Annotated in this window: 24 protein-coding genes and 1 pseudogene; 16 read left to right on the forward strand and 9 right to left on the reverse strand. The window is 71.5% G+C overall.

Annotation, left to right across the window (positions count from 1 at the left end):
• The first annotated feature begins 18 nt into the window (after window positions 1-18).
• From ACKUB9_RS12455 to ACKUB9_RS12480, 6 genes are read left to right on the forward strand one after another with little or no spacing between them, the layout of a single operon-like run.
• The gene (locus ACKUB9_RS12455; RefSeq protein WP_407522335.1) at window positions 19-237 is read left to right on the forward strand and encodes a formate dehydrogenase; all 219 of its coding nucleotides are present in this window, start codon (window positions 19-21) and stop codon (window positions 235-237) included.
• Between the two features lie 7 nt (window positions 238-244).
• Window positions 245-3,184: a formate dehydrogenase subunit alpha gene (locus ACKUB9_RS12460; protein WP_407522337.1), complete on the forward strand. Its 2,940-nt coding sequence runs from the start codon at window positions 245-247 to the stop codon at window positions 3,182-3,184.
• Between the two features lie 18 nt (window positions 3,185-3,202).
• On the forward strand, window positions 3,203-3,799 hold the full coding sequence (gene fdh3B / locus ACKUB9_RS12465; protein ID WP_238235168.1) for a formate dehydrogenase FDH3 subunit beta: 597 nt from the start codon (window positions 3,203-3,205) through the stop codon (window positions 3,797-3,799).
• A 23-nt stretch (window positions 3,800-3,822) separates the two neighbouring features.
• The gene (locus tag ACKUB9_RS12470; RefSeq protein ID WP_407522340.1) at window positions 3,823-4,839 is read left to right on the forward strand and encodes a formate dehydrogenase subunit gamma; all 1,017 of its coding nucleotides are present in this window, start codon (window positions 3,823-3,825) and stop codon (window positions 4,837-4,839) included.
• A gap of 33 nt (window positions 4,840-4,872) precedes the next feature.
• A complete protein-coding gene (locus ACKUB9_RS12475; RefSeq protein WP_407522341.1) occupies window positions 4,873-5,082 on the forward strand; it encodes a hypothetical protein in 210 nt (69 codons plus the stop codon).
• Between the two features lie 29 nt (window positions 5,083-5,111).
• Window positions 5,112-5,642, forward strand: a complete 531-nt coding sequence (locus tag ACKUB9_RS12480; RefSeq protein WP_407522343.1) for a hypothetical protein — start codon at window positions 5,112-5,114, stop codon at window positions 5,640-5,642.
• 13 nt (window positions 5,643-5,655) lie between these two features.
• Here ACKUB9_RS12480 and ACKUB9_RS12485 read toward each other — a convergent pair whose 3' ends face one another.
• The 3 genes from ACKUB9_RS12485 to ACKUB9_RS12495 form a co-directional block, all read right to left on the reverse strand.
• Entirely contained in the window at window positions 5,656-6,237 is a 582-nt protein-coding gene (locus ACKUB9_RS12485) for a pyridoxamine 5'-phosphate oxidase family protein (protein WP_407522345.1), read from the reverse strand.
• Between the two features lie 217 nt (window positions 6,238-6,454).
• Window positions 6,455-6,907: a response regulator gene (locus tag ACKUB9_RS12490; RefSeq protein WP_407522347.1), complete on the reverse strand. Its 453-nt coding sequence runs from the start codon at window positions 6,905-6,907 to the stop codon at window positions 6,455-6,457.
• A 141-nt stretch (window positions 6,908-7,048) separates the two neighbouring features.
• A complete protein-coding gene (locus tag ACKUB9_RS12495; RefSeq protein ID WP_407522349.1) occupies window positions 7,049-7,516 on the reverse strand; it encodes a BLUF domain-containing protein in 468 nt (155 codons plus the stop codon).
• Window positions 7,517-7,750: 234 nt separating this feature from the next.
• Here ACKUB9_RS12495 and ACKUB9_RS12500 point away from each other — a divergent pair, with 234 nt between their 5' ends.
• The 5 genes from ACKUB9_RS12500 (at window position 7,751) to ACKUB9_RS12520 (ending at window position 14,518) form a co-directional block, all read left to right on the forward strand.
• Window positions 7,751-9,121, forward strand: coding sequence for a flagellar hook protein FlgE (locus tag ACKUB9_RS12500; protein ID WP_407522351.1), 1,371 nt, complete (start codon window positions 7,751-7,753; stop codon window positions 9,119-9,121).
• Window positions 9,122-9,218: 97 nt separating this feature from the next.
• Complete coding sequence (gene flgK / locus ACKUB9_RS12505) at window positions 9,219-11,087, forward strand: flagellar hook-associated protein FlgK (protein WP_407522353.1); 1,869 nt, start codon at window positions 9,219-9,221, stop codon at window positions 11,085-11,087.
• Window positions 11,088-11,091: 4 nt separating this feature from the next.
• Window positions 11,092-12,894: a flagellin gene (locus tag ACKUB9_RS12510; RefSeq protein WP_407522355.1), complete on the forward strand. Its 1,803-nt coding sequence runs from the start codon at window positions 11,092-11,094 to the stop codon at window positions 12,892-12,894.
• Between the two features lie 515 nt (window positions 12,895-13,409).
• Entirely contained in the window at window positions 13,410-14,132 is a 723-nt protein-coding gene (locus ACKUB9_RS12515) for an aspartate/glutamate racemase family protein (protein WP_407522357.1), read from the forward strand.
• On the forward strand, window positions 14,129-14,518 hold the full coding sequence (locus ACKUB9_RS12520) for a porin (protein WP_407522359.1): 390 nt from the start codon (window positions 14,129-14,131) through the stop codon (window positions 14,516-14,518). The genes ACKUB9_RS12515 and ACKUB9_RS12520 overlap by 4 nt, the downstream gene beginning before the upstream one ends.
• Before the next feature lie 112 nt (window positions 14,519-14,630).
• On the opposite strand, the gene ACKUB9_RS12525 is transcribed toward ACKUB9_RS12520, so the two are convergent.
• Genes ACKUB9_RS12525 through ACKUB9_RS12535 form a run of 3 tightly spaced genes read right to left on the reverse strand, consistent with a single transcriptional unit; the run spans window position 14,631 to window position 16,583 of the window.
• On the reverse strand, window positions 14,631-15,104 hold the full coding sequence (locus ACKUB9_RS12525) for a hypothetical protein (RefSeq protein WP_407522361.1): 474 nt from the start codon (window positions 15,102-15,104) through the stop codon (window positions 14,631-14,633).
• Window positions 15,088-15,438 carry a rod-binding protein gene (locus tag ACKUB9_RS12530; protein ID WP_407522363.1) on the reverse strand — a complete coding sequence of 117 codons (351 nt, stop codon included), beginning with the start codon at window positions 15,436-15,438 and terminating at the stop codon, window positions 15,088-15,090. The genes ACKUB9_RS12525 and ACKUB9_RS12530 overlap by 17 nt, the downstream gene beginning before the upstream one ends.
• 41 nt (window positions 15,439-15,479) lie before the next feature.
• A complete protein-coding gene (locus ACKUB9_RS12535) occupies window positions 15,480-16,583 on the reverse strand; it encodes a flagellar basal body P-ring protein FlgI (protein WP_407522365.1) in 1,104 nt (367 codons plus the stop codon).
• A 233-nt stretch (window positions 16,584-16,816) separates the two neighbouring features.
• Here ACKUB9_RS12535 and ACKUB9_RS12540 point away from each other — a divergent pair, with 233 nt between their 5' ends.
• The 5 genes from ACKUB9_RS12540 to ACKUB9_RS12560 all read left to right on the forward strand — a co-directional run bounded on the left by ACKUB9_RS12540 (window position 16,817) and on the right by ACKUB9_RS12560 (window position 20,550).
• Window positions 16,817-17,236, forward strand: a complete 420-nt coding sequence (locus ACKUB9_RS12540) for a flagellar assembly protein FliX (protein WP_407522367.1) — start codon at window positions 16,817-16,819, stop codon at window positions 17,234-17,236.
• Window positions 17,237-17,308: 72 nt separating this feature from the next.
• Window positions 17,309-18,682, forward strand: a complete 1,374-nt coding sequence (locus ACKUB9_RS12545) for an MBOAT family O-acyltransferase (RefSeq protein ID WP_407522369.1) — start codon at window positions 17,309-17,311, stop codon at window positions 18,680-18,682.
• A 76-nt stretch (window positions 18,683-18,758) separates the two neighbouring features.
• Entirely contained in the window at window positions 18,759-19,448 is a 690-nt protein-coding gene (locus tag ACKUB9_RS12550) for a class I SAM-dependent methyltransferase (protein WP_407522371.1), read from the forward strand.
• A gap of 167 nt (window positions 19,449-19,615) precedes the next feature.
• On the forward strand, window positions 19,616-20,035 hold the full coding sequence (dksA, locus tag ACKUB9_RS12555) for an RNA polymerase-binding protein DksA (protein ID WP_407522374.1): 420 nt from the start codon (window positions 19,616-19,618) through the stop codon (window positions 20,033-20,035).
• Between the two features lie 122 nt (window positions 20,036-20,157).
• Window positions 20,158-20,550: a GcrA family cell cycle regulator gene (locus tag ACKUB9_RS12560; protein ID WP_407522376.1), complete on the forward strand. Its 393-nt coding sequence runs from the start codon at window positions 20,158-20,160 to the stop codon at window positions 20,548-20,550.
• 93 nt (window positions 20,551-20,643) lie between these two features.
• On the opposite strand, the gene ACKUB9_RS12565 is transcribed toward ACKUB9_RS12560, so the two are convergent.
• The 3 genes and pseudogenes from ACKUB9_RS12565 to ACKUB9_RS12575 all read right to left on the reverse strand — a co-directional run.
• Window positions 20,644-20,901, reverse strand: coding sequence for a hypothetical protein (locus tag ACKUB9_RS12565; RefSeq protein WP_407522378.1), 258 nt, complete (start codon window positions 20,899-20,901; stop codon window positions 20,644-20,646).
• An 87-nt stretch (window positions 20,902-20,988) separates the two neighbouring features.
• On the reverse strand, window positions 20,989-23,106 hold the full coding sequence (locus ACKUB9_RS12570) for an ATP-binding protein (RefSeq protein WP_407522380.1): 2,118 nt from the start codon (window positions 23,104-23,106) through the stop codon (window positions 20,989-20,991).
• Between the two features lie 108 nt (window positions 23,107-23,214).
• A pseudogene (locus tag ACKUB9_RS12575) lies at window positions 23,215-23,512 on the reverse strand (magnesium chelatase subunit ChlI family protein); the annotation flags it as partial.

Genomic DNA, 23,512 nt, shown 5'->3' on the forward strand with positions numbered 1-23,512 from the left:
GGATCCAGGAGAGCGAGGATGCCACAGGACAGGAAGGACCAAGTCGGTCGGCGGCAATTCTTTCGCGCGCTCGGCGGGGGCACCGTCGCGGCGGCAGGGGTCCTCGTGTCGCCGCTCTCCACCACCGAGGCCCAGGCCTACGACCCGGGCTCGGCCGAGACCAAGGCCCGCTATCGCGAGAGCGACCACGTGAAGGCCTTTTACCGCACCAACGGCTACGAGACGCTGAAGAAGTGAGATCGCCATGCTGACCAAGCGCAAGAGCGGCGAGGCGAGCCGCGCGAAGCATCAGGCGGTCGTGGCCGGCCTGCCCCAGACCCTCGACCGGCGCAGCTTCCTGCGGCGATCCGGCCTCGTGGCGGGCGGGCTCGCTGCGGCGGGCTCGCTGCGGCTCGGCGCGGTGCGCGAGGCGCGGGCCGCGGGTTCCTCCGCGATCGGCCCCGAGACGGTGATCCGCAAGAACATCTGCACCCACTGCTCGGTGGGCTGCACGGTGACGGCCGAGGTCGTCAACGGCGTCTGGGTCGGCCAGGAACCGTCCTGGGCGAGCCCGATCAACCGCGGCACCCACTGCGCCAAGGGCGCGGCCATCCGCGAGCTGGTGCACGGCGAGCGGCGCCTCAAGTACCCGATGAAGCTCGTCAACGGGGAATGGCAGCGAATCTCCTGGGACCAGGCGATCGACGAGATCGGCGAGAAGCTGAAGGTCATCCGCGAGAAGAACGGCGCCGACTCGGTCTACTGGCTCGGCTCGGCCAAGTTCACCAACGAGGCGGCCTACCTTTTTCGCAAGCTCGGCGCCTTCTGGGGCACCAACAACGTCGACCATCAGGCCCGCATCTGCCATTCCACCACGGTGGCGGGCGTCGCCAACACCTGGGGCTACGGCGCCCAGACCAATTCCTACAACGACATCCGCAACGCCAAGACGATGATCATCCTCGGCGGCAACCCCGCCGAGGCGCATCCGATCTCGATGCAGCACGTGCTGTCGGGCAAGGAGATCAACCGCGCCAATCTGATCGTCATCGATCCGCGCTTCACCCGTACGGCCGCCCACGCCACCGAGTACGTGCGCCTGCGCTCGGGCACTGATATCCCGGTGATCTGGGGCATCCTCTGGCACATCTTCGAGAATGGCTGGGAGGATCGCGAGTTCATCAAGAGCCGCGTCTACGCGATGGAGGACGTCCGCAAGGAGGTCGCCAAGTGGACGCCCGACGAGGTGGAGCGCGTCTCGGGCGTGCCGGGCGCGCAGCTCCGGCGCGTGGCCGAGCTCTTCGCCAAGGAAAAACCCGCCACCCTGATCTGGTGCATGGGCGTGACCCAGCACACGGTGGGCACCGCCAACGTGCGGGCGCTGTGCATCCTGTGCCTGGCCACCGGCAACGTCGGCAAGCCGGGCACGGGCGCCAACATCTTCCGCGGCCACACCAACGTGCAGGGCGCCACCGACCTCGGCCTCGATGTGACGTCGCTGCCGCTCTACTACGGGCTCGTCGAGGGCGGCTGGAAGCACTGGGCGCGGGTCTGGGAGGTCGAGTACGAGTGGCTGCAGTCGCGCTTCGATGAGGTGCCGTCGGTGGGCGGGCGCAAGGCGCGCTCGCGCAAGGAGAACATGGAGACCCCCGGTCTCACCTCCACCCGCTGGTTCGACGCCGTCACCCTGCCGGCCGACCAGATCGACCAGCGCTCGATCATCAAGGCCATGATGGTGTTCGGCCACGGCGGCAACACCGTCACGCGCCTGCCCGAGGCGGTGAAGGGCATGAACGCCCTCGACCTGCTGGTGGTGGCGGATCCGCACCCGACCACCTTCGCGGCGATGGATGCGCGGCGCGACAACACCTACCTGCTGCCGATCTGCACCTCGCTGGAGATGGACGGCTCGCGCACCGCCTCGAACCGCTCGCTCCAGTGGGGCGAGGAGATCGTGAAGCCGGCCTTCGAGTCGAAGACCGACTACGAGGTGATTTACCGGCTCGCCGCCAAGCTCGGCTTCGCCGACCGGATGTTCAAGAACACCAAGCTGAAGGACGGCGTCCCGGAGGCCGAGGACCTGCTGCGGGAGATCAACCGCGGCGGCTGGTCGACGGGCTATTGCGGCCAGAGCCCCGAGCGGCTCAAGGCGCACATGAAGAACCAGCACAAGTTCGACCTCGTGACGCTGCGCGCGCCCAAGGACGACCCGGAGGTGGGCGGCGACTATTACGGTCTGCCCTGGCCCTGCTGGGGCAAGCCGGAGATCCGCCATCCCGGCAGCCACCTCCTCTACAACACCAACCTGCACGTGAAGGACGGCGGCGGCACCTTCCGGGCGCGGTTCGGCACCGAGCGCAACGGCCAGACGCTGCTGGCCGAGGATTCCTTCTCGCTCGGCTCCGACCTGACGGACGGCTACCCCGAATTCACCATGGGGGTGTTCAAGAAGCTCGGCTGGGACAAGGACCTGACCGCCGAGGAGATGGCGGTCATCACCCGCATCGGCGGCAACACCGTCGACGCCGTGAGCTGGGCCACCGACCTCTCGGGCGGCATCCAGCGGGTCTGCCTGGAGCACGGGGTGAGCCCGTTCGGGAACGGCAAGGCGCGGGCGAATGCCTGGAACCTGCCCGACCCGGTGCCGGTGCATCGCGAGCCGATCTACTCGCCGCGCACCGACCTGATCGCCAAGTACCCGACGCGGCCCGACGAGCGCCAGCTGCGCATGCCGAACCTCGGCTTCTCGGTGCAGAAGGCGGTGGTCGACAAGGGCATCGCCAAGGACTTCCCGATCATCCTCTCGTCCGGCCGTCTCGTGGAATACGAGGGCGGCGGCGAGGAGACGCGCTCGAACCCGTGGCTGGCCGAGCTCCAGCAGGACATGTTCGTGGAGATCAACACCCAGGACGCGGCCGAGCGCGGCATCAAGGACGGGCAGTTCGTCTGGGTGCTGGGGCCGGAGAACAGCGCCAAGACCAAGGTGAAGGCGCTGGTCACCGAGCGCGTGGCGAAGGGCGTCGCCTGGATGCCGTTCCACTTCTCCGGCTGGTACCAGGGTCAGGACATGCGGGCCTACTACCCGAAGGGCACCGACCCGGTGGTGCTCGGCGAGAGCGTCAACACCGTCACGACCTACGGCTTCGATCCCGTCACGGGCATGCAGGAGACCAAGGTCACCCTCTGCCAGATCCGTGCGGCCTAAGGGAAGAAAGCCTTCGCCATGGCTCGAATGAAGTTCCTCTGCGACGCCGACCGCTGCATCGAGTGCAACGCCTGCGTCACCGCCTGCAAGAACGAGCACGAGGTGCCGTGGGGCATCAACCGGCGCCGCGTCATCACCCTCAACGACGGCAAGCCGGGCGAGCGCTCGGTGTCGATGGCCTGCATGCACTGCACGGACGCGCCCTGCGCGGCCGTGTGCCCGGTGAACTGCTTCTACACCACGGCGGACGCCGTGGTGCTGCACTCCAAGGACCTGTGCATCGGCTGCGGCTACTGCTTCTACGCCTGCCCGTTCGGCGCCCCGCAATACCCGCGGGTCGGCAATTTCGGCTCGCGCGGCAAGATGGACAAGTGCACCTACTGCTCGGGCGGGCCCGAGGCCGATCTCTCGACCATCGAGTACGAGAAGTACGGCTCGAACCGCCTGGCCGAGGGCAAGCTGCCGCTCTGCGCCGAGATGTGCTCGACCAAGGCCCTGCTCGCCGGGGACGGCGAGATGATCGCCCAGATCTACAAGGAGCGGGTGATCAAGCGCGGCTACGGCTCGGGCGCCTGGGGCTGGAAGACGGCCTACCGCGAGACCATCGCGATCTGACGATGTCTGATAAGGAACGCGCCATGCGCCAGCCGTCGCATCTCGGGACCCTCGCGATGGCCGCCCTCGTCTGGGCGTCCGTCGGCCTGACCCAGCCGGCCCACGCGGTGAACGCGCCGGACGGCGCGCCCAACCCCACCGCCTCCTCGGTGAACGAGGATCTGCTGTTTCGCCAAGCGCCCACCATCGGCGGACGCGTCTCGATTCCGGACGCCAAGGCGGCCAACCTGATCCAGCCGCAGGGCCGCGAATGGCGCGCCTTCCGCGAATCGTGGCTGCCCTGGATCGGCGGGCTCGCGATCCTCGGCATGATCGCGGCGCTCGCGCTGTTCTACTTCACGCGCGGGCGCATCCGCCTGGATCACGCCGAGGAATCCGGGCGCAAGCTCCTGCGCTTCAACGGCTTCGAGCGGTTCACCCACTGGATGACCGCGACCTGCTTCATCGTGCTCGGGCTCTCGGGCCTCAACTACATCTTCGGCAAGCGGCTGCTGATGCCGCTGATCGGGCCCGACGCCTTCGCGGCCCTGTCGCAATGGGCCAAGTACGCCCACGTCTATCTCGCCTGGCCGTTCATGCTCGGCGTGGTGTTCATGCTGGTGGTGTGGGTCCGCGACAACATCCCCAACCGCATCGACGTGCAGTGGATCCGCCAGGGCGGCGGCTTCCTCGGCGACGAGCACCCGCACGCGGAGCGCTTCAACGCCGGCCAGAAGGTGGTGTTCTGGATGGTGATCGGCTTCGGCTTCGCCATGGGCGCCACCGGGCTGATGATGCTGTTTCCCTTCGCGGCGACCGACATCAACGGGATGCAGATCGTGCAGGGCGTGCATGCCCTGATCGGCGTGGTGTTCATCGCGGCGATCCTCGCCCACATCTACATCGGCAGCCTCGGCATGGAGGGGGCCTACGACGCCATGGGCAGCGGCGAGGTCGATCTGGCCTGGGCGAAGGTGCACCACGACCTGTGGGTGAAGGAGCAGCTGGCCAAGACCGCGAGCGGGCCGCAGCTCGGCCGCGGTCAGGTGCCGGCGGAATGAGGCAGGGCCGGTCGTCCGGCAGGAGGGTGTGAGATGAAAGCCTTCGCGGTGGCCGTCGTGGTGGCCGTGGCGCTCGCTGTGGGCGCGTCGTACCTCCTCAGCGCGAACCAGCAATACGCCTACGAGGCCTTCTCGACCTCGGGCGCCCGGGTCTCGCATCCCGGCACCAACCTCGTCGGCCCGCGCTGGACCGGCGACGTCAAGGAGGCGGCGGACGGCCACAAGGGCACGGCCGGCTCGTGAGCCCCGTTGACTCCGCCAGGGAGATGATCATGGTCATATCGGTGCGCGCCGCGCTCGCGGCGGCAGCCTTCCTTCTGCCGGCCGCCGCCCTGGCGCAGCAGCCGGGCGAGCCCGCTCCCCGCGGCATTCCGGCGGATCTCTGCCGGGAACTCGTCGCCTTCGTGCGCCCGCCCGCGCCGCCGCAGCCCGCCGCGCCGCCCCCGCAGCAGGCGGTCGCCGTGCAGGCGCCGCAGGGCGGCCAGGCGCAGCTGCCCTCGGCCGGGGCAGGGGAGACGCAGCAGAAATCGGGCCTCAGCGGCCCCGTGGCCCAGACCGGTCCCGGCGCGCCGGGACCCCAGGGGCAGGCCCAGGCCGCCGCCCCCTCGGGCGCCGCGGCCCCGCCCGCGGCGGGCAAGCCGACGCCCGCGATGATCGAGCAGGTGGACGCCGCGGCGGCCACCCGGGACGTGAAGGCCTGCCGCGCCGCCGCCCGGCAGATGCGCGCGGCCGGCGTGGTGATGCCCGCCCCGCTCCTCGCGCTCGCGGCCCTCGATCCGAAGTTCTTCCCCCCCGCCCAGTAGCGGCCGGGGCCTCTCACTCCGGCGTGAGCTCCCGACGCCGCCGCTCCATCGCCGCCTCGATCTCCGCGGCGGTGAAGCGCGGTGTGATGTGCTGCGGGCAGTTCCAATCGAAGCCGGCGACGCGCAGGAGCGCCACCCGCTCGACGCGGCCGCGGTAGAGCCCCGGATTCGTCGCGGCGGCGAGGTCGGGACGCTCGGCCGCGTCGTGCATCGCCAGTCGGCCGATCAGCTTGAGCCGGTGGCGGGCCGCGTAATCCATGAAGAACAGCGAGACCCGGTCGTCGGCCGAGACGTTGCCGAGGGAGATGTACTGGCGGTTGCCGGCGAACTCGGCCCAGGCGAGGGTGTCGGGATCGAGCACCCGCACGAAGCCGGGCGGCCCGCCGCGGTGCTGGATGTAAGGCCAGCCCGTCTCGGTCACGCTCGCGAGATAGAAGCTGTCCCGCGCGGCCAGGAACTCGGCCTCGGGCACGCCGAGATGGGCGTCCGCCGGCACCTCGTCCGGGTGGGCGTGCATCCGCGCGAAAGGCGAGCCCAGGCGCTCCTGCTGCGCCCGGACCGCGGGGGTGAACAGGGTGTCGAGGAAGCGGTGCATGGCGGTGATCCGGGTCCGGTCGCGCGTGCCGCACGGATCGTCCAGACGTAGTCCGCCGCGGCCCGGACCGGAATGGCCGCATCCGGACGGACACTCTTGCGCGAATCGGAACGATCGAGGACCGGATGGCTCCTCGCCGCGGCGCGGCGGGTGCGCCGAGTACGGGGGGCGACCGGGCGCTGCGCCCGAGCACGGCCTGCGCGCCTCGCCCCGCCGCTCAGAGCTTGCCGAGCATCGGGAAGTCGACCGAGAGGCTCGATACCGGCGTGACCGGCGTCTCGCGCTTGCGCGGCCGGCCGTTGAGCACCTGCTTCAGCTTGGTCTTGAGCAGGGCGAGGTCGAAGGGCTTGAGGATGAAGGCGTCGGCCCCCGCGAGGTGCGCGAGGTTGATGTCCTCGAAGCTGAACGAGGTCTCGGTGAGGATGAAGGGCGTGTTCATCAGCGCGTCGTCGGCCCGGATCTCGCGCAGGAGCTGGATGCCGTCCATCGGCTCCATGTCGAGATCGGCGATCACGAGCCCGTACTTGCGCTCCCGTAGCCGCTCCAGCGCCAGCGGCCCGTCCGACACGCCGTCCACCTCCGGGAATCCGAGACGGTTCATCAGTTCGGTAACGAGGCGAAGCAGCTTCACCTGATCGTCAACGATGAGGATCGGAGGCACGTCGTTCATGGAGCTCGACCGGACCGGGTTTCGAGGCGCTGCCCCGGAGGGAGAGCAGCGGAGTGAGTGTCATGCGACACCAAAAACATTGAGGAATGGCTACGCGGCGCGGATCTAACAGGTGAGGCCGGCCCGCGAATGCGCGCGAGGTCAGACGAAGAGATGATCGATACCCTGCTTGGCCATCGTGTCGGCCTGCAGGGCCCGCGCGAGACCGTAGATGATCGCGGCCTTCGGGGTGCCGCGCTGCAGCATCGGCTGCAGATTCGCCTTCTGGAACAGCGCCTCGCTGGCGGGCGTGCGCTGCGCCGTGTTGAAGGAGGTCATGAACTCGCGCTTCACAATCTCGCGCCATTCCACGATCTGGACGTCGCGGTGGCGCCGGTCGTTGGCGATGCGCGCGAAGGTGTCCTGGACCGAGGAGCGCTCGCCCTCCAGGACCTGCAGGAAGTAGCCCTGCTCCACGATCATGAAGCTGGTGATGACCGAGAACTCGTTGCGCTTCTGCGCCTGGCGGGCGATCTCGGCGAGTTCGCGCGCGCGGGCCGTCGCGTCGGCGGAGAGAAGCGCCCGCGAGAAATAGATCAGATGGATGAGGCTGTTCCGTTTGTTGCGCATCGCCCCCTCCCGGCGCGGGTCCACCGCCCCTGATACGGGCTCGCACTCAACAGCGCGTAAACGGCATGCCTCGATCCCGCCGCATCGCGGGAGGGCGGCAGCTTTTGCCGGCTCGCACGGGCGGCCCGGCAGTTCGTGCCGCGCATCCGCCTCAGAGCCGCAATGCCATCAACGACTTAGGCGTGGCACCGGGCTTGCGGCAGGGCTTCCGGCTCGAGCTTCGGAACCGTCACGATGGACATCTTCAACGCGCTGCAGACCGCCGTCACCGGCCTCAGGGCTCAGGCGTTCTCGCTCGACAACATCTCGGGCAACATCGCCAACTCCCAGACCACCGGCTACAAGCGGATCGACACGAGCTTCGTCGATCTCGTCGCCGACGAGCCGGTCAAGAAGCAGACCAGCGGGTCGGTGGGTGCCTTCTCGCAGCTCACCAACACCATCCAGGGCAACCTGACGGCGACCGGCGTCTCCACCAACATGGGGCTCAACGGGGACGGGTTCTTCGTGGTGCGGACCGCCACGACGGATGCGGCCAACCAGCGCGGCTTCACGGGCGGCGACCTCTACACCCGCCGGGGCGACTTCGCGGTCGACAAGGACGGCTACCTCGTCAACGGCGCCGGCTCCTACCTCGTGGGCCAGAGCCTCGACCCGGCGACCGGGCAGGCGACGAGCGGGGGCGTCATCCAGATCCCGAACCAGACGTTGCCGGCCCGCGCGACGACGGCCATCTCCTACGCGGCCAACCTGCCGAGCACGCCCTCGACAAGCGGCGCCTCGACGCTGGCGGCGCTGCCCGGGGGCGACGTGCGGGTGACGAGCGGCACCGCGACCGGCACCCTGACGGTCGCCAGCGCCGACACCTCGACCTTCCTCGGATCGAGCGTCTCGGGCGGCTCGCTCACCACCTATTCGTCCACCGGCTCGCCCGTGAACCTGCAGCTGCGCTGGGCCAAGGTCGCCGATGCCGACACGGCCGCCAGCACGCCCGACACCTGGAACCTGTTCTACGCCTCGCAGAACGGCGACACCTCCGCCGCCTCGACCTGGCGGAACGCCGGCACCGCCTTCACCTTCAACGGCAACGGCCAGCTCACCTCGCCCGTCGGCGGCTCGCTGCCGATCCCGAACCTGACCGTGGACGGCACCAATCTCGGCACCGTCAGCCTGAACTTCGGCGCGGGCGGCCTGACCCAGTACGGCGCCGCGAACGGGCAGGTGAAGACCGACACGCTGCAGCAGAACGGCTACGCGGCGGGCAGCCTCAACTCGCTCGCGGTGACGAGCGACGGCAAGCTTACCGGCACCTACTCGAACGGCAACAGCCTCGCGCTGGCGCAGATCGGCATCGTGCGGTTCAACGCGCCCGATGCGCTCAAGCCCGATTCCTACGGCAACTACGCCCGCACCTTCGAATCCGGGGAGGCGCTGACCGGCCTCAACGGCACCACGGTGGTCGGCGGCAACGTCGAGCAATCGAACACCGACACGGCCAACGAGTTCTCGAAGCTCATCATCACCCAGCAGGCCTACTCGGCCAACACCCGGGTGATGTCGACCGCCCAGCAGATGATGTCCGACCTCATCAACATCATCCGCTGAACCTGTCCCGGATCGGTCGCAATCCGCGCGATCAGCGAGACGAAGAAGCAACCCCGACGCGCCATGATGCGGCCGGGCGGGGGCGAGGACGGGTGCGATGACCTTCAACGCGCTGAGCACGGCGACCGCGGGCCTGCAGGTGACGCAGGCCCAGGTCGGCATCGTCTCCCAGAACATCGCCAACGCGGGCACGGCGGGCTACGTCAAGCGCACCCTCACGCCCGTCACCCAGTCGGGCAATGCGGGGGTCGCCACCGGCACGGTCAACCGGGTGCTCGATGCGGCGGCGCAGAAGCAGCTGCGCCTGGAGACCTCGGGCGCCGCCTACACCGACCTCGTCGCCGGCATCACGAAACAGATCGATGCTCTCTACGGCACGCCGGGCAGCGAGGCCTCGCTCGACGGCGCGGTCAACGCCTTCACCCGCTCGCTCCAGACGCTCGCCGCCAACCCGACGGCGGCCACCAACCGCACGGCCGTCGTCAGCGACGCCTCGCGCCTGACGAGCCGGATCGCCGGGATCGCGCAGGGCGTGCAGGATCTGCGCGGCGGCCTCGAAGCCCAGCTCGCCAGCGACGTCTCGGCGGCCAACACCCTGCTCAAGGAGATCGCCGCCCTCAACGTGAAGATCGTCGGCGCCACGGGCAGCGTCGGCAGCGCGGCGACCGGCGCGGAGCTCCTCGACCAGCGCGACCAGCGCATCACCCAGCTCGCCCAGTACATGGACGTGCAGACGAATGCGGCGAGCGACGGCTCGGTGTCGGTGCTGACGAGTTCCGGCGTCACCCTGGTGGATCACGGCTCGGCCACGCAGCTGAGCTTCGACGCGCGCAGCCAGCTCGGCCCCGCGGCGATCTACTCCACCGACCCGGCCGCGCGCGGCGTCGGCACCGTGACGGCGACGACGCCCGCCGGGACCCGCATCGACCTGATCGCCGACCAGGCGATCCGCTCGGGCTCGATCGCCGCCGGCATCGGCCTGCGGGACGACACCCTGGCCCAGGCCCAGCGCCAGCTCGACGACCTCGCGGCCGGGCTCGCCCGGGCGCTGAGCGACCGCGGCGTGGCCGGCACCGCGGCGAGCGGCGCGGGCGGCAGCGGCTTCGACATCGACCTCACCGGCCTCCAGGCCGGCAACGCCGTCACGCTCGGCGTGCAGACCGCCTCGGGCCCGCGCAACGTCCTCCTGGTGCCGACCACCGGCGACGCCCCGGCGACGATCGATCCGGCCCTCACCGACGACCCGACCGCCCTCGTGGTGACCTTCGACATCTCGGGCGGTCCCGCCAGCTTCGCCGGCCGCATCGGCGCCGCGCTGGGGCCGGGCTTCACGGTGAGCGCGGTCGCGGGCGGTGCCGGCGCGGTGCGCATCCTGTCGGGCGGCGTCACGCTCACGGGCGCCTCCGCGTCGATCACCGTGCCGACGAGTCCCTCCGACACCCGCAGCGGCAGCCTGGAGCTGCCGCTCTTCGTCGATTCAGGGTTCGCCAACGGCGTCTACACCGGCTCGTTCGAGGGCGGCTCGCACCTCACCGGTCTCGCCCAGCGCCTGGTGGTGAATCCGCGGATCAGCGCCGACACCTCGGCCCTCGTGACCTACCAGGACGGCACCCCGTCCGGCGACGCCACGCGGCCGCAATTCCTCTACGACGCGCTCACGGGCGCCAAGCGCACTTTTTCGGCGGCAAGCGGGATCGGCGGCGTCAGCGCGCCCTTCAGCGCCAGCGTCCAGTCCTTCGCGCAGGCGATCATCGACGCGCAGGGCGCCGCGGCGGCCCAGGCCCAGCAGCTCGACGAGGGCCAGCAGATCGCGCTCTCGACCGCGCAGAGCCGCTTCGCCGAACAGTCCGGCGTGAGCATCGACGAAGAGATGTCCAAGCTGATCCAGCTCCAATCCGCCTACAGCGCCAACGCCCGGGTGCTGACCGCGGCCAAGGAGATGCTCGACACCCTGATGCGGATCTGAGCCGATGACCATCGCCCCCTACGCGGCCGGCACCGCCGCGAGCGACCTCAACACCCGCCGCCTGCTCGGCCTCAAGGGCCAGCTCGACGGCCTCTCGACACAGCTCGCCACGGGCCGCGTCTCCGAGACCTATGGCGGCCTCGGCGCCGGCCGCGCCACCAGCCTCAGCGCCCGCGCCCAGATCAGCGCGCTCGACGGCTACGACGCGGCGATCGAGGCCGGCACGACGCGCCTCAAGCTCGCCAGCGCCAGCATCCAGCAGGCGGCGAGCCTCGCCTCGCAGACCTGGAGCGAGATCGGCAACACCGTCGCCTCCTCGGGAGCGAGCGCGCGCGCCAGCCTGCAGAACATCGCGACGGGGCGGCTCGGCGGGATGCTGGACGCCCTCAACCAGAGCGCGGCCGACCAGTACATCTTCGGCGGGCGCGAGACCGACCGCCCGCCGGTCGAGACCGTGACCCGGATCCTGAACGGCGATCCGGCGACGGGCAGCGACGGGGTCGGGGCGGTCATCGCCGAGCGCGGCCGGGCGGATCTCGGCACCGCCAGCCCCGCGACGGGCCGCCTCGCGCTCTCCCGCGCGGCGAACGTCGTGACCCTGTCGGAGAGCGCGGACCCGTCCGTGCGGACGAATTTCGGCTTCACGATCACCGGGGCGGCGAGTTCGAACCCGGCCGCGCTGACGGCGTTGCCGGTCCCCGGCACCGCGCCGGCCTTCGCGGCGGCCTTCGCCAGCCAGCCCCGGGACGGCGACCTCGTTCGCGTGACCGTGCAGAACCCCGACGGCAGCCAGGGCTTCGTCGACCTCATGGCGCGCACCGCACCCGCGGCGGGCGCGACCGGCACCTTCCGGATCGGCGCGAGCGCGGCGGAGAGCGCGGACAACCTCGAAGCGGCGCTGGCCGGGCGCGTCCCGGTCGGCGTCCAGAGCGCGACGCCGCCCGGCGCCTCCGCCGCCCTCACGGGCGGCACGCCGGCGAGCGTCGCGGTCACGGTCGCCGACCAGCCCCGGGTCGGGGACACGGTGCGCATCACGCTCGGCCTGCGCGACGGGACGAGCCGCACGCTGACGCTCACGGCCGCCGCTCCCGGCACCGCCGCGACCGGCAGCTTCGCGCTCGGGACCACCGTGGCGGAGACCACGGCCAACCTCTCGGCCGCCCTGTCGGGCGCCCTCGACACCGCCGCGCAGACGGATCTCGCGGCGAGTTCCGCCGCGCGGGCGGCGTCGGACTTCTTCGCCGGATCGGGCTCGCCGGGCCTCAGCCCCCGGCGCGTCGTCCTCGACGCCACCGGCCAGGCCGCCGGCTACGCGGCCGATCCGTCCGGCCGCACGCTGATCTGGTACAAGGGCGACGACACCGCGCCCGACGCCCGCCGCACGGCCACGCTCCAGGTCTCGTCGGGCGAGGCGGTGGCGGTCGGCGTGCAGGCCAACGAGCCGGCCCTGCGCGACGCGCTCGCCGGCATCGCCGTGCTGGCGAGCGTCACCTTCACCAGTTCCGATCGCGACAACGCCCGCTTCGGCGCCTTCGCGGATCGCCTCAAGACCCTGGTCAAGCCGCCGGAGGGCCGGCAATCCATCGAGGAGATCAGCACCGAGCTGAGCCTCGCGGCGAGCCGGATCGAGAGCCAGAAGAGCCACAACGGCGCCACCCGGGAGGTGCTTCAGGACGCGATCGGCGAGATCGAGGACGCGAACGTGGAGGAGGTGGCGGCCAAGCTCCTCACCCTCCAGACCCAGCTCCAGGCGAGCTACCAGACCACCTCGATGCTCTCTAAGATGTCGCTGGTGAACTATCTCTGACGCCGCGGGGCGGGCGCGCCGGCTCTCCTCGCGCGGCATCCCTTCAGGGCGGAGCACGGGACAAAGCCGTTGCACACGGCCCCGTTGTGCGGTGGGACAGGTCCGCGCCGATCCTCCACCCTTTCCCGGACGACTGAAGCGTCAGCGGAAGGAGATCCGGGATCCGGCGCAAGACGTCGCGAAGCGTCCGCCTGTCTGCAACGGTGCAAAAGCAGAGCCGCTGCGCGGCATGTCCTCTGCTAGATCCCGGATCTCCTTCCACTTCGTTTCAGTCGTCCGGGAAAGGGGTGCGTGTGACTATATTGCTCACGCAGTCTGATCCTGAGATGTCTACGAAGGGGCTCGCAGAACGCCCCTTCAAGGCCTCCGACAGGCCTGCGACTCCCAGCCACCACGCCGTCGACCGTGCTGGTGGAACGGACGCCGTGCACGGTCTCCGACGGGCTTGCATTGTCCGCCACGAACCGGCCTCCACTTCATCGGACGAGCCGTCGGACGGGACGGGAGGGATCGCGGTGTCGCACAGAATCATCGGCCTGCTCGGCGGCATGAGCTGGGAGAGCTCGGCCGTGTACTACCGCCTCGTCAACGAGGCGGTGCGCGACCGGCTGGGCGGGTACCATTCCGCGCGCTGCCTGATGTGGTCCTTCGACTTCGCCGAGATCGAGGCCCTGCAGCACGCGGACCGCTGGGACCTCGCCGCGGCGGCGATGATCGAGGCGGCGCGGCGCCTGGAGCGCGGCGGCGCCGACCTCCTGGTGATCTGCACCAACACGATGCATCGCCTCGCCGACGAGGTTCAGGCCGCCGTCGCCCTGCCGCTCCTGCACATCGCCGACCCCACCGCCGCGCGCATCCGGGCGAGCGGCCGGCGGGTGATCGGCCTCCTCGGCACCGCCTTCACGATGGAGCAGGATTTCTACAAGGGCCGCTTGGCCGCCCGACACGGGCTGGAGGTGCTGGTGCCCGACGCGGAGGACCGCGCCCTCGTCCACCGGGTGATCTACGAGGAGCTGGTGCAGGGGCGCGTCCTGCCAGCCTCGCGCGAGGCCTACCGGGCGGTGATTGCCCGGCTGGTGGCGCGCGGCGCCGAGGTCGTCATCCTGGGCTGCACGGAGATCATGCTGCTGGTGCGCCCCGAGGACAGCGCCGTGCCGCTCTTCGACACCACTGCGATCCACGCCGAGGCGGCGGTGGCCTGGGCGCTCTCCGGCGGCGCGCCGCAGGCGGACGCGTGACTGCGCCCCGCCCGGATCCCTGCTACACCACCAGCATGGCGCGGGAGCGGGCGATGGCGGGCGGATCGATCGGAGCGCGGTGTCTCGGGGCATGGCTCGCCGTGCTGGCGGGACCGGCCGCCGCCCTCGACCTCGACCTGCCGCGCATCCCCGCGCCCTGCGCCGCTCAAGGGCCGGGCTTTGCCGCGCTCGGCGGCACGCAGACCTGCCTGCGCATCGGCGGGCGGGTGCGGGCGGAGGCCGGCACCGCGCCGCGCCGCCCCGGCCGCGAGGCCCCGTCGCCGGTGGGGGCCTCCGGGCGCCTGTCGATCGACGCCCGCACCCCGACCGAACTCGGCCCGGTGCGGACCTTCATCCGCCTGCACGGCGGCTCGACCGAGCGCTAAGCAGACTTGCGTTGGCAGGCCAACGCTTCGTCCGCTTAGCTTCTTGTTTGGCCGCAGGTTTTTATCGCAAAACCGGCGGCCACTTTTGCGAAACCTGCTTAGCCCCGCGGCCTCAGAGGCTGCGCGAGAGGACGAGCGGCGTCGCGCGGACCGCGCCGTAGGGCGAGGCCGCCGGCCGCTGGCCGCCATAGACCTGCGGCTGCGCCGCGCGGGCGAGGTCGGCCGAGAGCGACTTCATCAGGCTCTCGGAGACGCTGCGGGCCGTCGCCAGCACGATCTGGTTGGTCTCGACCGCCGCGGCGAAGCGGCGGTGGGCCTCCCGCAGGTCGGCGATGCCGCCGGGGCTGAGGCGGGCCAGCGCCACCGCGTTGGCCTTCACGGCCTCCAGCCCCTGCATGTAGGCGGACGAGAGGGCGGCCTTGCGCTCCTCCTCGGCCAAGCCCTCGCGCAGGCGCCCGGCGCGGACATGGGCGCTCTCGCGGTCGAGGATCCCGGCGAGGTCGCGCATCTGCCCCAGGGTGTCGGCGATCAGGCGGTCGGCGGTGGCGCGGTCGGCCACCCGCACGGGCTCAGGCCGCGGCGCCACGGGCCGCCTCCTGCATCCGCAGCATCTCGCGCATCACTTGGTCGCCGATACCGACGCCGCCGCTCTTCACGATACTGCCCGCGTATTCCTTGTTGAGCATCGAGCGGTAGACGCCCCCGCCGGTGCCGTTCTCGCCGAGCGGCCCCTCGGTGCCGGACCCGCCGTTCAGGGTGTTGAGGGTGTGCTCCAGGAACATCGATTCGAAGTCCTGGGCGGTCTTCCTGACCTTGGTCTGGGACGAGGCCGCGGGGCTGAGCGCCGCGCCGACCGTGCCGGCGAGCGCCTTGCCGGCGGCGAGCGCGGCGGTGGCCGCGAAGGGGGCGAGGGCAACCATCGTGCTGGTTCTCCGTGCGGGAAAAGGGGCGGGGAGGGCCGTCACATCACCTCGATGTCGGCCTGGAGGGCGCCCGCGGCCTTGATGGCCTGCAGGATCGAGATCAGGTCGCGCGGGCCGACGCCGAGGGCGTTGAGCCCGTCGACGAGTTCGCGCAGGCTCACCCCCTCACGCACCAGGGCGAGCTTGTTGCGGTCGCCGGTATCGACCTTCACGGCGGTGCGCGGCACCACCACGGTCTCGCCGCCCGACAGGGGCTCGGGCTGGCTCACCTGCGGCTGCTCGGTGATGGTGACGGTCAGGTTGCCCTGCGCCACCGCCACGGTGGAGACGCGCACGTCGCGCCCCATCACGATGATGCCGGAGCGCTCGTCGATGATGACCCGCGCGGTCTGGTCGGGCTCGACCTTGAGCTGCTCGACCTCGGTGAGGAGCCGGATCATGTTGCCCTGGTAGCGGACGGGCACCTGCAGGGTGACGGTCGAGGGATCGGTGGGCTCGGCGGTGTCGGCGCCCATGAAATCGTTGATCGCCGAGGCGATCCGCTTCGAGGTGGTGAGGTCGGGGTTGCGCAGCGACAGGCGCAGGCTGCGCTGCTGGTTGAGCTTGAACTCCACCTCGCGCTCGATCATGGCGCCGTTGGCGATGCGCCCGTTGGTCGGCACGCCGCGGGTGATCTTGGCGGCGTCGCCCTCGGCTTGGAACCCCGCGATGGCGAGCGAGCCCTGCGCCAGCGCGTAGACCTCCCCGTCCGCACCGAGCAGCGGCGTGACGAGGAGCGTGCCGCCCTGCAGCGACTTGGCGTCGCCGAGCGACGAGACGGTGACGTCGATGCGGGTGCCCTGCGTGGCGAAGGGCGGCAGGCTCGCCGTCACCATCACGGCCGCGAGGTTGGCGGTTCGCATCGTCGCCCCGCGGGTATTGACGCCGAGCCGCTCCAGCATCGCCTGCACGGATTGCCGGGTGAAGGGCACGTTGTTGAGCGTGTCGCCGGTGCCGTTGAGGCCCACCACGATGCCGTAGCCGACGAGCTGGTTGGGGCGCACCCCCTCGATCGTCGCGAGGTCCTTCACCCGCGACAGGGCGTGCGCCCCCGAGGGCACGAGCGCCGCGGCGAACAGCAGGGCGAGGAGGAGAAGACGCATCGGGCATGGTTCCGGGACGGAAGGCAGGATCCCACCCTGCCAGGAGCGTGCCACGCGCCGCGCTCCATCAAGTCACTGAACCATCGTCAATTTTCTCGAATGCACCAGGCGCGCCGGGGCCCCTGGTGCCCGGCCGAAAGCGCCGGCCCGGCAGGATCTGCCGGGTGCTTTACGCTTCGTTCACCATGACGGGCGAGTCTCACGCCCGGTCCCCTCCCGCAATCAGGCCTGTCATGCGCGTCGATCCCCGCTTCGCGACCTACGCCGCCGGCGCCGCCGGGGCGAAGCGCCCGACGGAGGGAGCGCAGAGCTTCGCGCCGGGCGCCGAACCCGCCGCCCGCGCCGCCACCAGCGCGGGGAGCGCCGCGCCGCTCGCCGGGCTCGACGCGATCCTCACCCTCCAGAGCCAGGCCGACGACCCGGCCGAGCGCCGCCGCCGCAGCGCCCGGCGCGGCCACGACCTCCTCGACGCCCTCGACCGCCTCAAGGCCGCGCTCCTCGGCGGACGGGTGAATACCGGCGACCTCAAGGCCATCGCGGCCCGCCTCGCCGAGCGCGCGGGCGGCAGCGGCGACCCGCGCCTCGACGACCTGATCGGCCAGATCGAGCTGCGGGCGGAGGTGGAACTGGCGAAGCTCGGCGTCGCGGGGTGAGGCGAAGGCCGCTCCTTCCGTTGACGCCCCCGGGCCGATCCCCCACAAGGGCGCCCGCCCGGACCGGCCCGCATGCTGTTCAACTCCTTCGCGTTTCTCATCGGCTTCCTGCCGGTCGCCCTCGCCCTGCACGCGCTCGCGGCCCGGGCGCGGCCGGCATGGCGGCTGCCGCTCCTCGTCGTCCTGTCGCTGGTCTTCTACGGCTGGTGGGACCCGCGCTTCGTGCCGCTCCTCGTCCTGTCGGTCGGGCTGAACTGGCTGGTGGCGCGCCGCTTCGGGGCAGGGGGCGGCCGGTGGCTGATCCCGCTCGCGGTCGCGGGCAACCTCGCGCTGCTCGCCCTGTTCAAGTACGCGGGCCTGCTCGCCGACCTCGCCGGCCTGATCCCGGGCTTCGACCCGCTGCGCCTCTCATGGGCGCTGCCGCTCGGCATCTCGTTCTTCACCTTCCATCACGTGATGTACCTCGTCGATCTGCGGGCCGGACGGGCGCCCCAGATGGACCTGACGCGCTACGCCCTCTACATCGCGTTCTTCCCCCAGGTGCTGGCCGGCCCGCTGGTGCGCTGGAGCGAGATCCTCCACCAGTTCGACGAGGCGCCCTACGACCGCCCGGACGCCTGGGAGCGGATCGGGCGCGGGCTGACGCTGTTCTGCATCGGGCTCGCCAAGAAGGTGTTTCTCGGCGATCCGCTCGCCGCCTACGCCAACCCGGTCTTCCAGGCCGCCGCCGAGGGGAGGGCGGTCTCGGTGATCGAGGCGTGGCAGGGCACGCTCGCCTTCACGTTCCAGATCTACTTCGATTTTTCGGGCTACACCGACATGGCGCTGGGGCTGGCGCTGCTGTTCGGCATCGTGCTGCCGCAGAACTTCGACGCGCCCTACCGGGCCACCTCGCTGCGCGATTTCTGGCGGCGCTGGCACATGACGCTGTCGCGCTTCCTGCGCGACTACCTCTACGTGCCGCTGGGCGGCAACCGGCACGGGCTCGCGATCCAGTTCGGCGCGCTCTTCGCCACCATGACGCTGGGCGGCCTCTGGCACGGGGCGGGGCTCACCTTCGTGGCCTGGGGCGCGGCCCACGGGCTCGGCCTCGGCCTCGGCGTGCTGTGGCGGCGCGCGGGGCTGCCGATGCCGGCGGCGCTCGGCTGGCTCATCACCTTCGCCTTCGTGGCGCTGACCTGGGTGCTCTTTCGCGCCCAAAACTTCGAGGCGGCGCTGGTGATGTTCAAGGGCCTGTTCGGGTTCGCCCCCGTGGGGCACGGCTTCAAGTGGCGCGCCTTCGTGCCGGCGATCCTGGTCGCCCTGGTGGGGCCGACCGCCTGGGCGGCGGTGCACCGCCTGACGCCGCGGCCCGCGCTCGCCGCCGCCGTGGCGCTCCTCCTCGTCGCGGCCCTGCTGCGGGTGGGCGACGACGCGAACTTCGAGTTCATCTACTTCCAGTTTTAGACGAAGCTGTCGCGGACGATCGATCCTGCTAGAACGGCGCGCCCCGACGGGCGGGCGGCGAGGATGCGGCGACGGCATGGCGCGGTTTCACTTCGTGGAGGATTACGAGCGCGTCGTCCGCAAGCTCGTGAAGCGCTACCCGCTCGACGAGGCCATGCGTCGGGCCGTGGGCGGCGACCTCGAAGCGGGCGGAGCGGTGGAGCGGGCGGTGGTGCGCCACGCCGGCCTCAAGGACGGCGACGCGCTGGTCGATTTCGGCTGCGGCGCCGGCCGCCTCGCGATGGCCCTGCGGGCGGAGATGCGGATCGACTACCTCGGCATCGACGTGGTCGAGACCCTGCTCAAGTACGCCCGCGGCAAGTGCCCGGATTACCGCTTCGTGCGCAACCACGCGCTCAGCATCCCGGCGCCCGATGCCAGCGCCGACATGGTCTCGGCCTTCAGCGTGTTCACGCATCTCCTGCACGCCGAGACCTACATCTACCTGGAGGACATGCATCGGGTGCTTCGGCCGGGCGGCCGTGTGGTGTTTTCCTTTCTCGAATTCGCCAAGGATTTCCATTGGGCCGTGTTCGACGACACCGTGGTGGCGCAGAAGCGCAGCACAGTGCCGCATCTCAACCAGTTCATCGAGCGCAACGCGATCGAAGTCTGGGCCAGACGCCTCGGCTATGCCTCGGTCGGCTTCATCAGCGGCGACGATGCACCCTGGCCCGAGGCGCCCGCGCTCGGACAGTCGATCGCCATCCTGGTCAAAGGCGGCTGAGGGGCCACACTCGTGGCCGATTTGCAGCAGGTGGCCGCCGAAGCGGCGCCGGTCCCGGCCCGAACCTTGCGTGACATCTTCAGCACGTTGTCGCGCCACCCAGGCTCGATTATACGCCTGCACCAAACGGCGACGGCCGCGATAACAGCGATGAGCCGAGGGGCGAGATGGCGAAGGTCGTGATCGAGGACGGTTATGCCCCCAGCGATGCCGAACCGTTCATGAACGAACGGCAGCGCGAGTACTTCCGCCGCAAGCTGCTGAGCTGGAAACAGGACATTCTGCGCGAGGCCCAGGACACCCTGGTGGCCCTGCAGACCGAGAACGAGAATCACCCCGATCTCACCGACCGGGCCTCGTCGGAGACCGACCGGGCGATCGAGCTGCGGGCGCGGGACCGGCAGCGCAAGCTGATCGCCAAGATCGACTCCGCGCTGTCGCGCATCGAGGACGGATCCTACGGCTACTGCGAGGAGACCGGCGAGCCGATCTCCCTCAAGCGGCTGGAGGCCCGGCCGATCGCCACCCTGTCGCTGGAGGCGCAGGAGCGCCACGAGCGCCGCGAGCGCGTCTACCGGGACGACTGATCCGCCCCCTCGGGGCGGTGCCGCAGCGGTAAATCCCGGTGGATAGCGCGCCAGGCTGGCCTCGTCCCGCTGGAACTCCGCCCGGCGATGCCCGACACGTCATCCCACGCGTGAGCGACGGGATGGCGATGTCGACCTGGACGGACGAACGGATCGAGGAACTGAAGCGGCTGTGGAGCGAGAGCCTGACGGGCACGGAGATCGCCAAGCGTCTCGGCCTCAAGGACCGCAACGCGGTGATGGGCAAGATCCATCGCCTGGGACTGGCCCGGAAGAACCTCGCCACGGAGACCGAGGCGCCGGCCAACGACCCGCTGCCGCTGGCGGAGCCCGAGCCGTTGCACCCGATCCTGCTCCTCAAGGAATGGTCCTGCCGCTTCCCGGTCGGCGACCCGCTCGGCCGCGAATTCCGCTTCTGCTGCGCCAAGCGGAAGGCGGGCCTGCCCTATTGCGAGGAGCACGCCCGCATCGCCTACACGCCGGTGGAGCGCTCGGTCCGTGCCATGCGGCGCTGAGGCGCCGCTGATCCGCGCCATGCGGCGCTGAGGCGCCGCTGATCCGCACAATGCGGCGCTGACGCGCCGCTGATCTGCGCCTGACGGCCCCGGTCAGCGGCGGGTGCATTCCTGCGCGCCGCGCGTGCAGGCGATGCCCGGCATCGAGCAGGCCACGCCCTCGCCCTGCCGGGAGCAGACCACGCAGGAATCGGTCCATTCGAGGCAGGTCGGGTCCTGGGCCGGCAATGCGCCGCCGCGGTGGGCGGCCGGCACGAGGTTGGCGAGCAGCACCGTCGCGAGCGTCACCGCCGCCACGCTCCAGGCGATCGCGGCATCGGGGGTCCGGTCGGGGGAGGCGGGTGCGGCCATGCGGCTCTCCTCGCCCGCGAGCCCGCGCGCTGTCAATCCGGCGGCCCGCGGCCGCAAGCTCTTCGCCGCGGGTCCTTGGCCCGCGCCTCACGCCGCCCGCACCAGGGAGTCGAGGAGCGGCGGCAGGGCCGCGAGGTCGAGGGGCTTCGACAGGAAGCCGTCGAAGCCGGCCGCGCGGGCGGCGGCCTGATCCTCGGCCAGCACGTTCGCCGTGAGGGCGACGAGGCGCAGCGGCGGCAGGCCGCATTCTCGTTCGAGCGCCCGCAGGGAGCGGGCGACGTCGAGCCCGTCGCGGCACGGCATGCGGATGTCGAGGAGGGCGAGGTCGAAGCCCTCGGCCTCGCCGCGTGCCGCGGCTTCGAGCCGGCGCAGGGCCTCGGCACCGTCCGGCGCCCAGGTCACGGCCGCGTCGAGCCGCTCCAGCGCCTTGCGGGCGAGGAGCGCGTTGATGGCGTTGTCCTCCGCGAGCAGCACCCGCGGCTGCCCGGGGCGCGGCCGTGCCGACCCGGCGGCGGGCCGGGCCGGGCGGCCGGGCGCCGGCTGCGTCGCCTCGCTCAGCCGCGCGTAGAGGGAGGCCGCGCGCACCGGCTTGACGAGGTAGCGGTCGAACCCGGCGGCGGCGGGCGAGCCGAAGTCGCGCCGGTCGAAGGGCGAGAGCAGCACGAGGCTGCGCGGCACGCCGGCCTGCCGGGCGGCGCCCGCGATGCGCCGCACCGCCTCGTCCCCGAGCGCCCGGTCCGCCAGCACGGCGTCGAACGGGCCGTCCTCCCGCAGGGCCGCGAGGGCCGCCGCCTCGCTGCCGGCCGCGACCGTCGCGGCGCCCGCCCGCGCGACCCGCTGGGCGAGGTAGGGCCCCTCGAACAGGTCGGGCGCCGCGACGAGCACGCGCCGCCCCTCCAGCGCCGGCGGGGCCGGGCGGGCGCCGCCCGCGGCAGGCAGCGGCAGCACGACCCGGAAGCAGCTTCCCTCGCCGAGCCGCGAGGTCGCCGCAAGGCGCCCGCCCATCCGGTCCACCAGCCGCCGGGTGATGGCGAGCCCGAGGCCGGTGCCCTCGTGGCGCCGGCTCGCGCTGCCGTCGCCCTGCTCGAATTCCTCGAACAGCGCCGGCAGCCGTTCGGCCGGGATGCCCGGTCCGGTGTCGTGCACGGCGAGCACGAGGCCTTCGTCGGACCATTCCGCCGTCACGCCGACGCCGCCGGCCTCCGTGAACTTCACGGCGTTGCCCGCGAGGTTGACGAGGATCTGGCGCACCCGGTCGCCGTCGCCGATCACCTGAAGCGGCAGGTCCTGGCCGAGGTCGGCGGCGATCTCCAGCCCCTTGTCCTGGGCGCGGGGCGCCAGCAATTCGACGACGTTTTCCACCAGCACCGCCGGGTCGAAGGGCTCCGCCGCGAGGTCGAGGCGCCCGGCCTCGATCTTCGAGAAATCGAGGATGCCGTCGATGAGCGTCAGCAGCGCCTCGCCCGAGGTCTTCACGGCGCGCAAGTAGGTCTCCTGCTCGGGGCTGAGCGCCGTCTCCAGGGCAAGGTCGGCCATGCCCAGGATGCCGTTGAGCGGCGTGCGGAATTCGTGGCTGACGGTGGCGAGGAAGCGCGACTTCGCCACGTTCGCGGCCTCGGCGCGGTTCCTGGCCTCGTCGAGGGAGCGCGCCGCCTCCACCCGCTCGGTGATCTCGCGCCCGGCCCGCAGCACTTCGGGACCGCCGTCCCGCCCGACCACCGGGATCTCCACGAAGGCGAACCAGCGCAGCGGACCGCCGCCCGCGGGGGCGACCGCGACGTCGCCCAAGCGGGTGCCGTCCGGCCGGGTCTCGACTCCGCCGATCTCCACCACGGTGGCTTGGCGGGTCGAGCCGATCAGCGCCTCCGGGCTGTCGCCGAGCAGCCGGGCGAAGCCCTCGTTGGCGAAGGTGATGCGCCCCTGCGCATCGCGCTGGACGATGGTCTCGATCTGCGCCTCGACGAGGCTGCGGTAGCGCTCCTTCCGCTCGGCGAGTCGCCAGATCCGGTCGTGCAGATGCTCCACCTCCCGCTCGCGGCGCAGGGCGGCCCAGCGGCCGGCATGCCAGAGCGCCGCCCCCGCGAGCAGCGCCAGCGCGAGGACGCAGGCGAGGGCGGGGCCGCCGGGGTCGAATCCGGCCCGCAGCAGCGCCTGCGCCTCGAGCACCGGCGCGAACCCTGCGAGCATCGTCTCCCCGGCCGCCATGCCGCTCTCCTCGGGTGAACCGGGGGCAGAGTGGCGGAGGGGGCTGAAGGATGGCTTGCGGAACGCCGTTAGCGAGATCTGTCGGACATGCTTGGCATTCTCAGCGCGTCAGGCGGCGGCCGGGCGCCGGTCGGTGCGGCTGCGGTAGGAGAGGGCCTCGGCGAGGTGCAGGCGGCGCACGCGGGCCTCGCCGTCGAGATCCGCGAGGGTGCGGGCGACGCGCAGCACCCGGTGGAAGCCGCGGGCGGAGAGCCGCATGGCATCGGCGGCCTCGCGGATCAGGGCGAGCCCGTCCGTGTCGGGCCGCGCCGCCTCCTCGATCAGGCTCGCCGGGCAGGAGGCGTTGGTGGTGGCGGGCGGCAGGCCCGCCTCGGCGTAGCGCCGCTCCTGGCAGCGGCGCGACGCC

The sequence above is a fragment of the Methylobacterium oryzisoli genome (assembly GCF_046557895.1).
GTDB classification, from domain to species: domain Bacteria; phylum Pseudomonadota; class Alphaproteobacteria; order Rhizobiales; family Beijerinckiaceae; genus Methylobacterium; species Methylobacterium oryzisoli.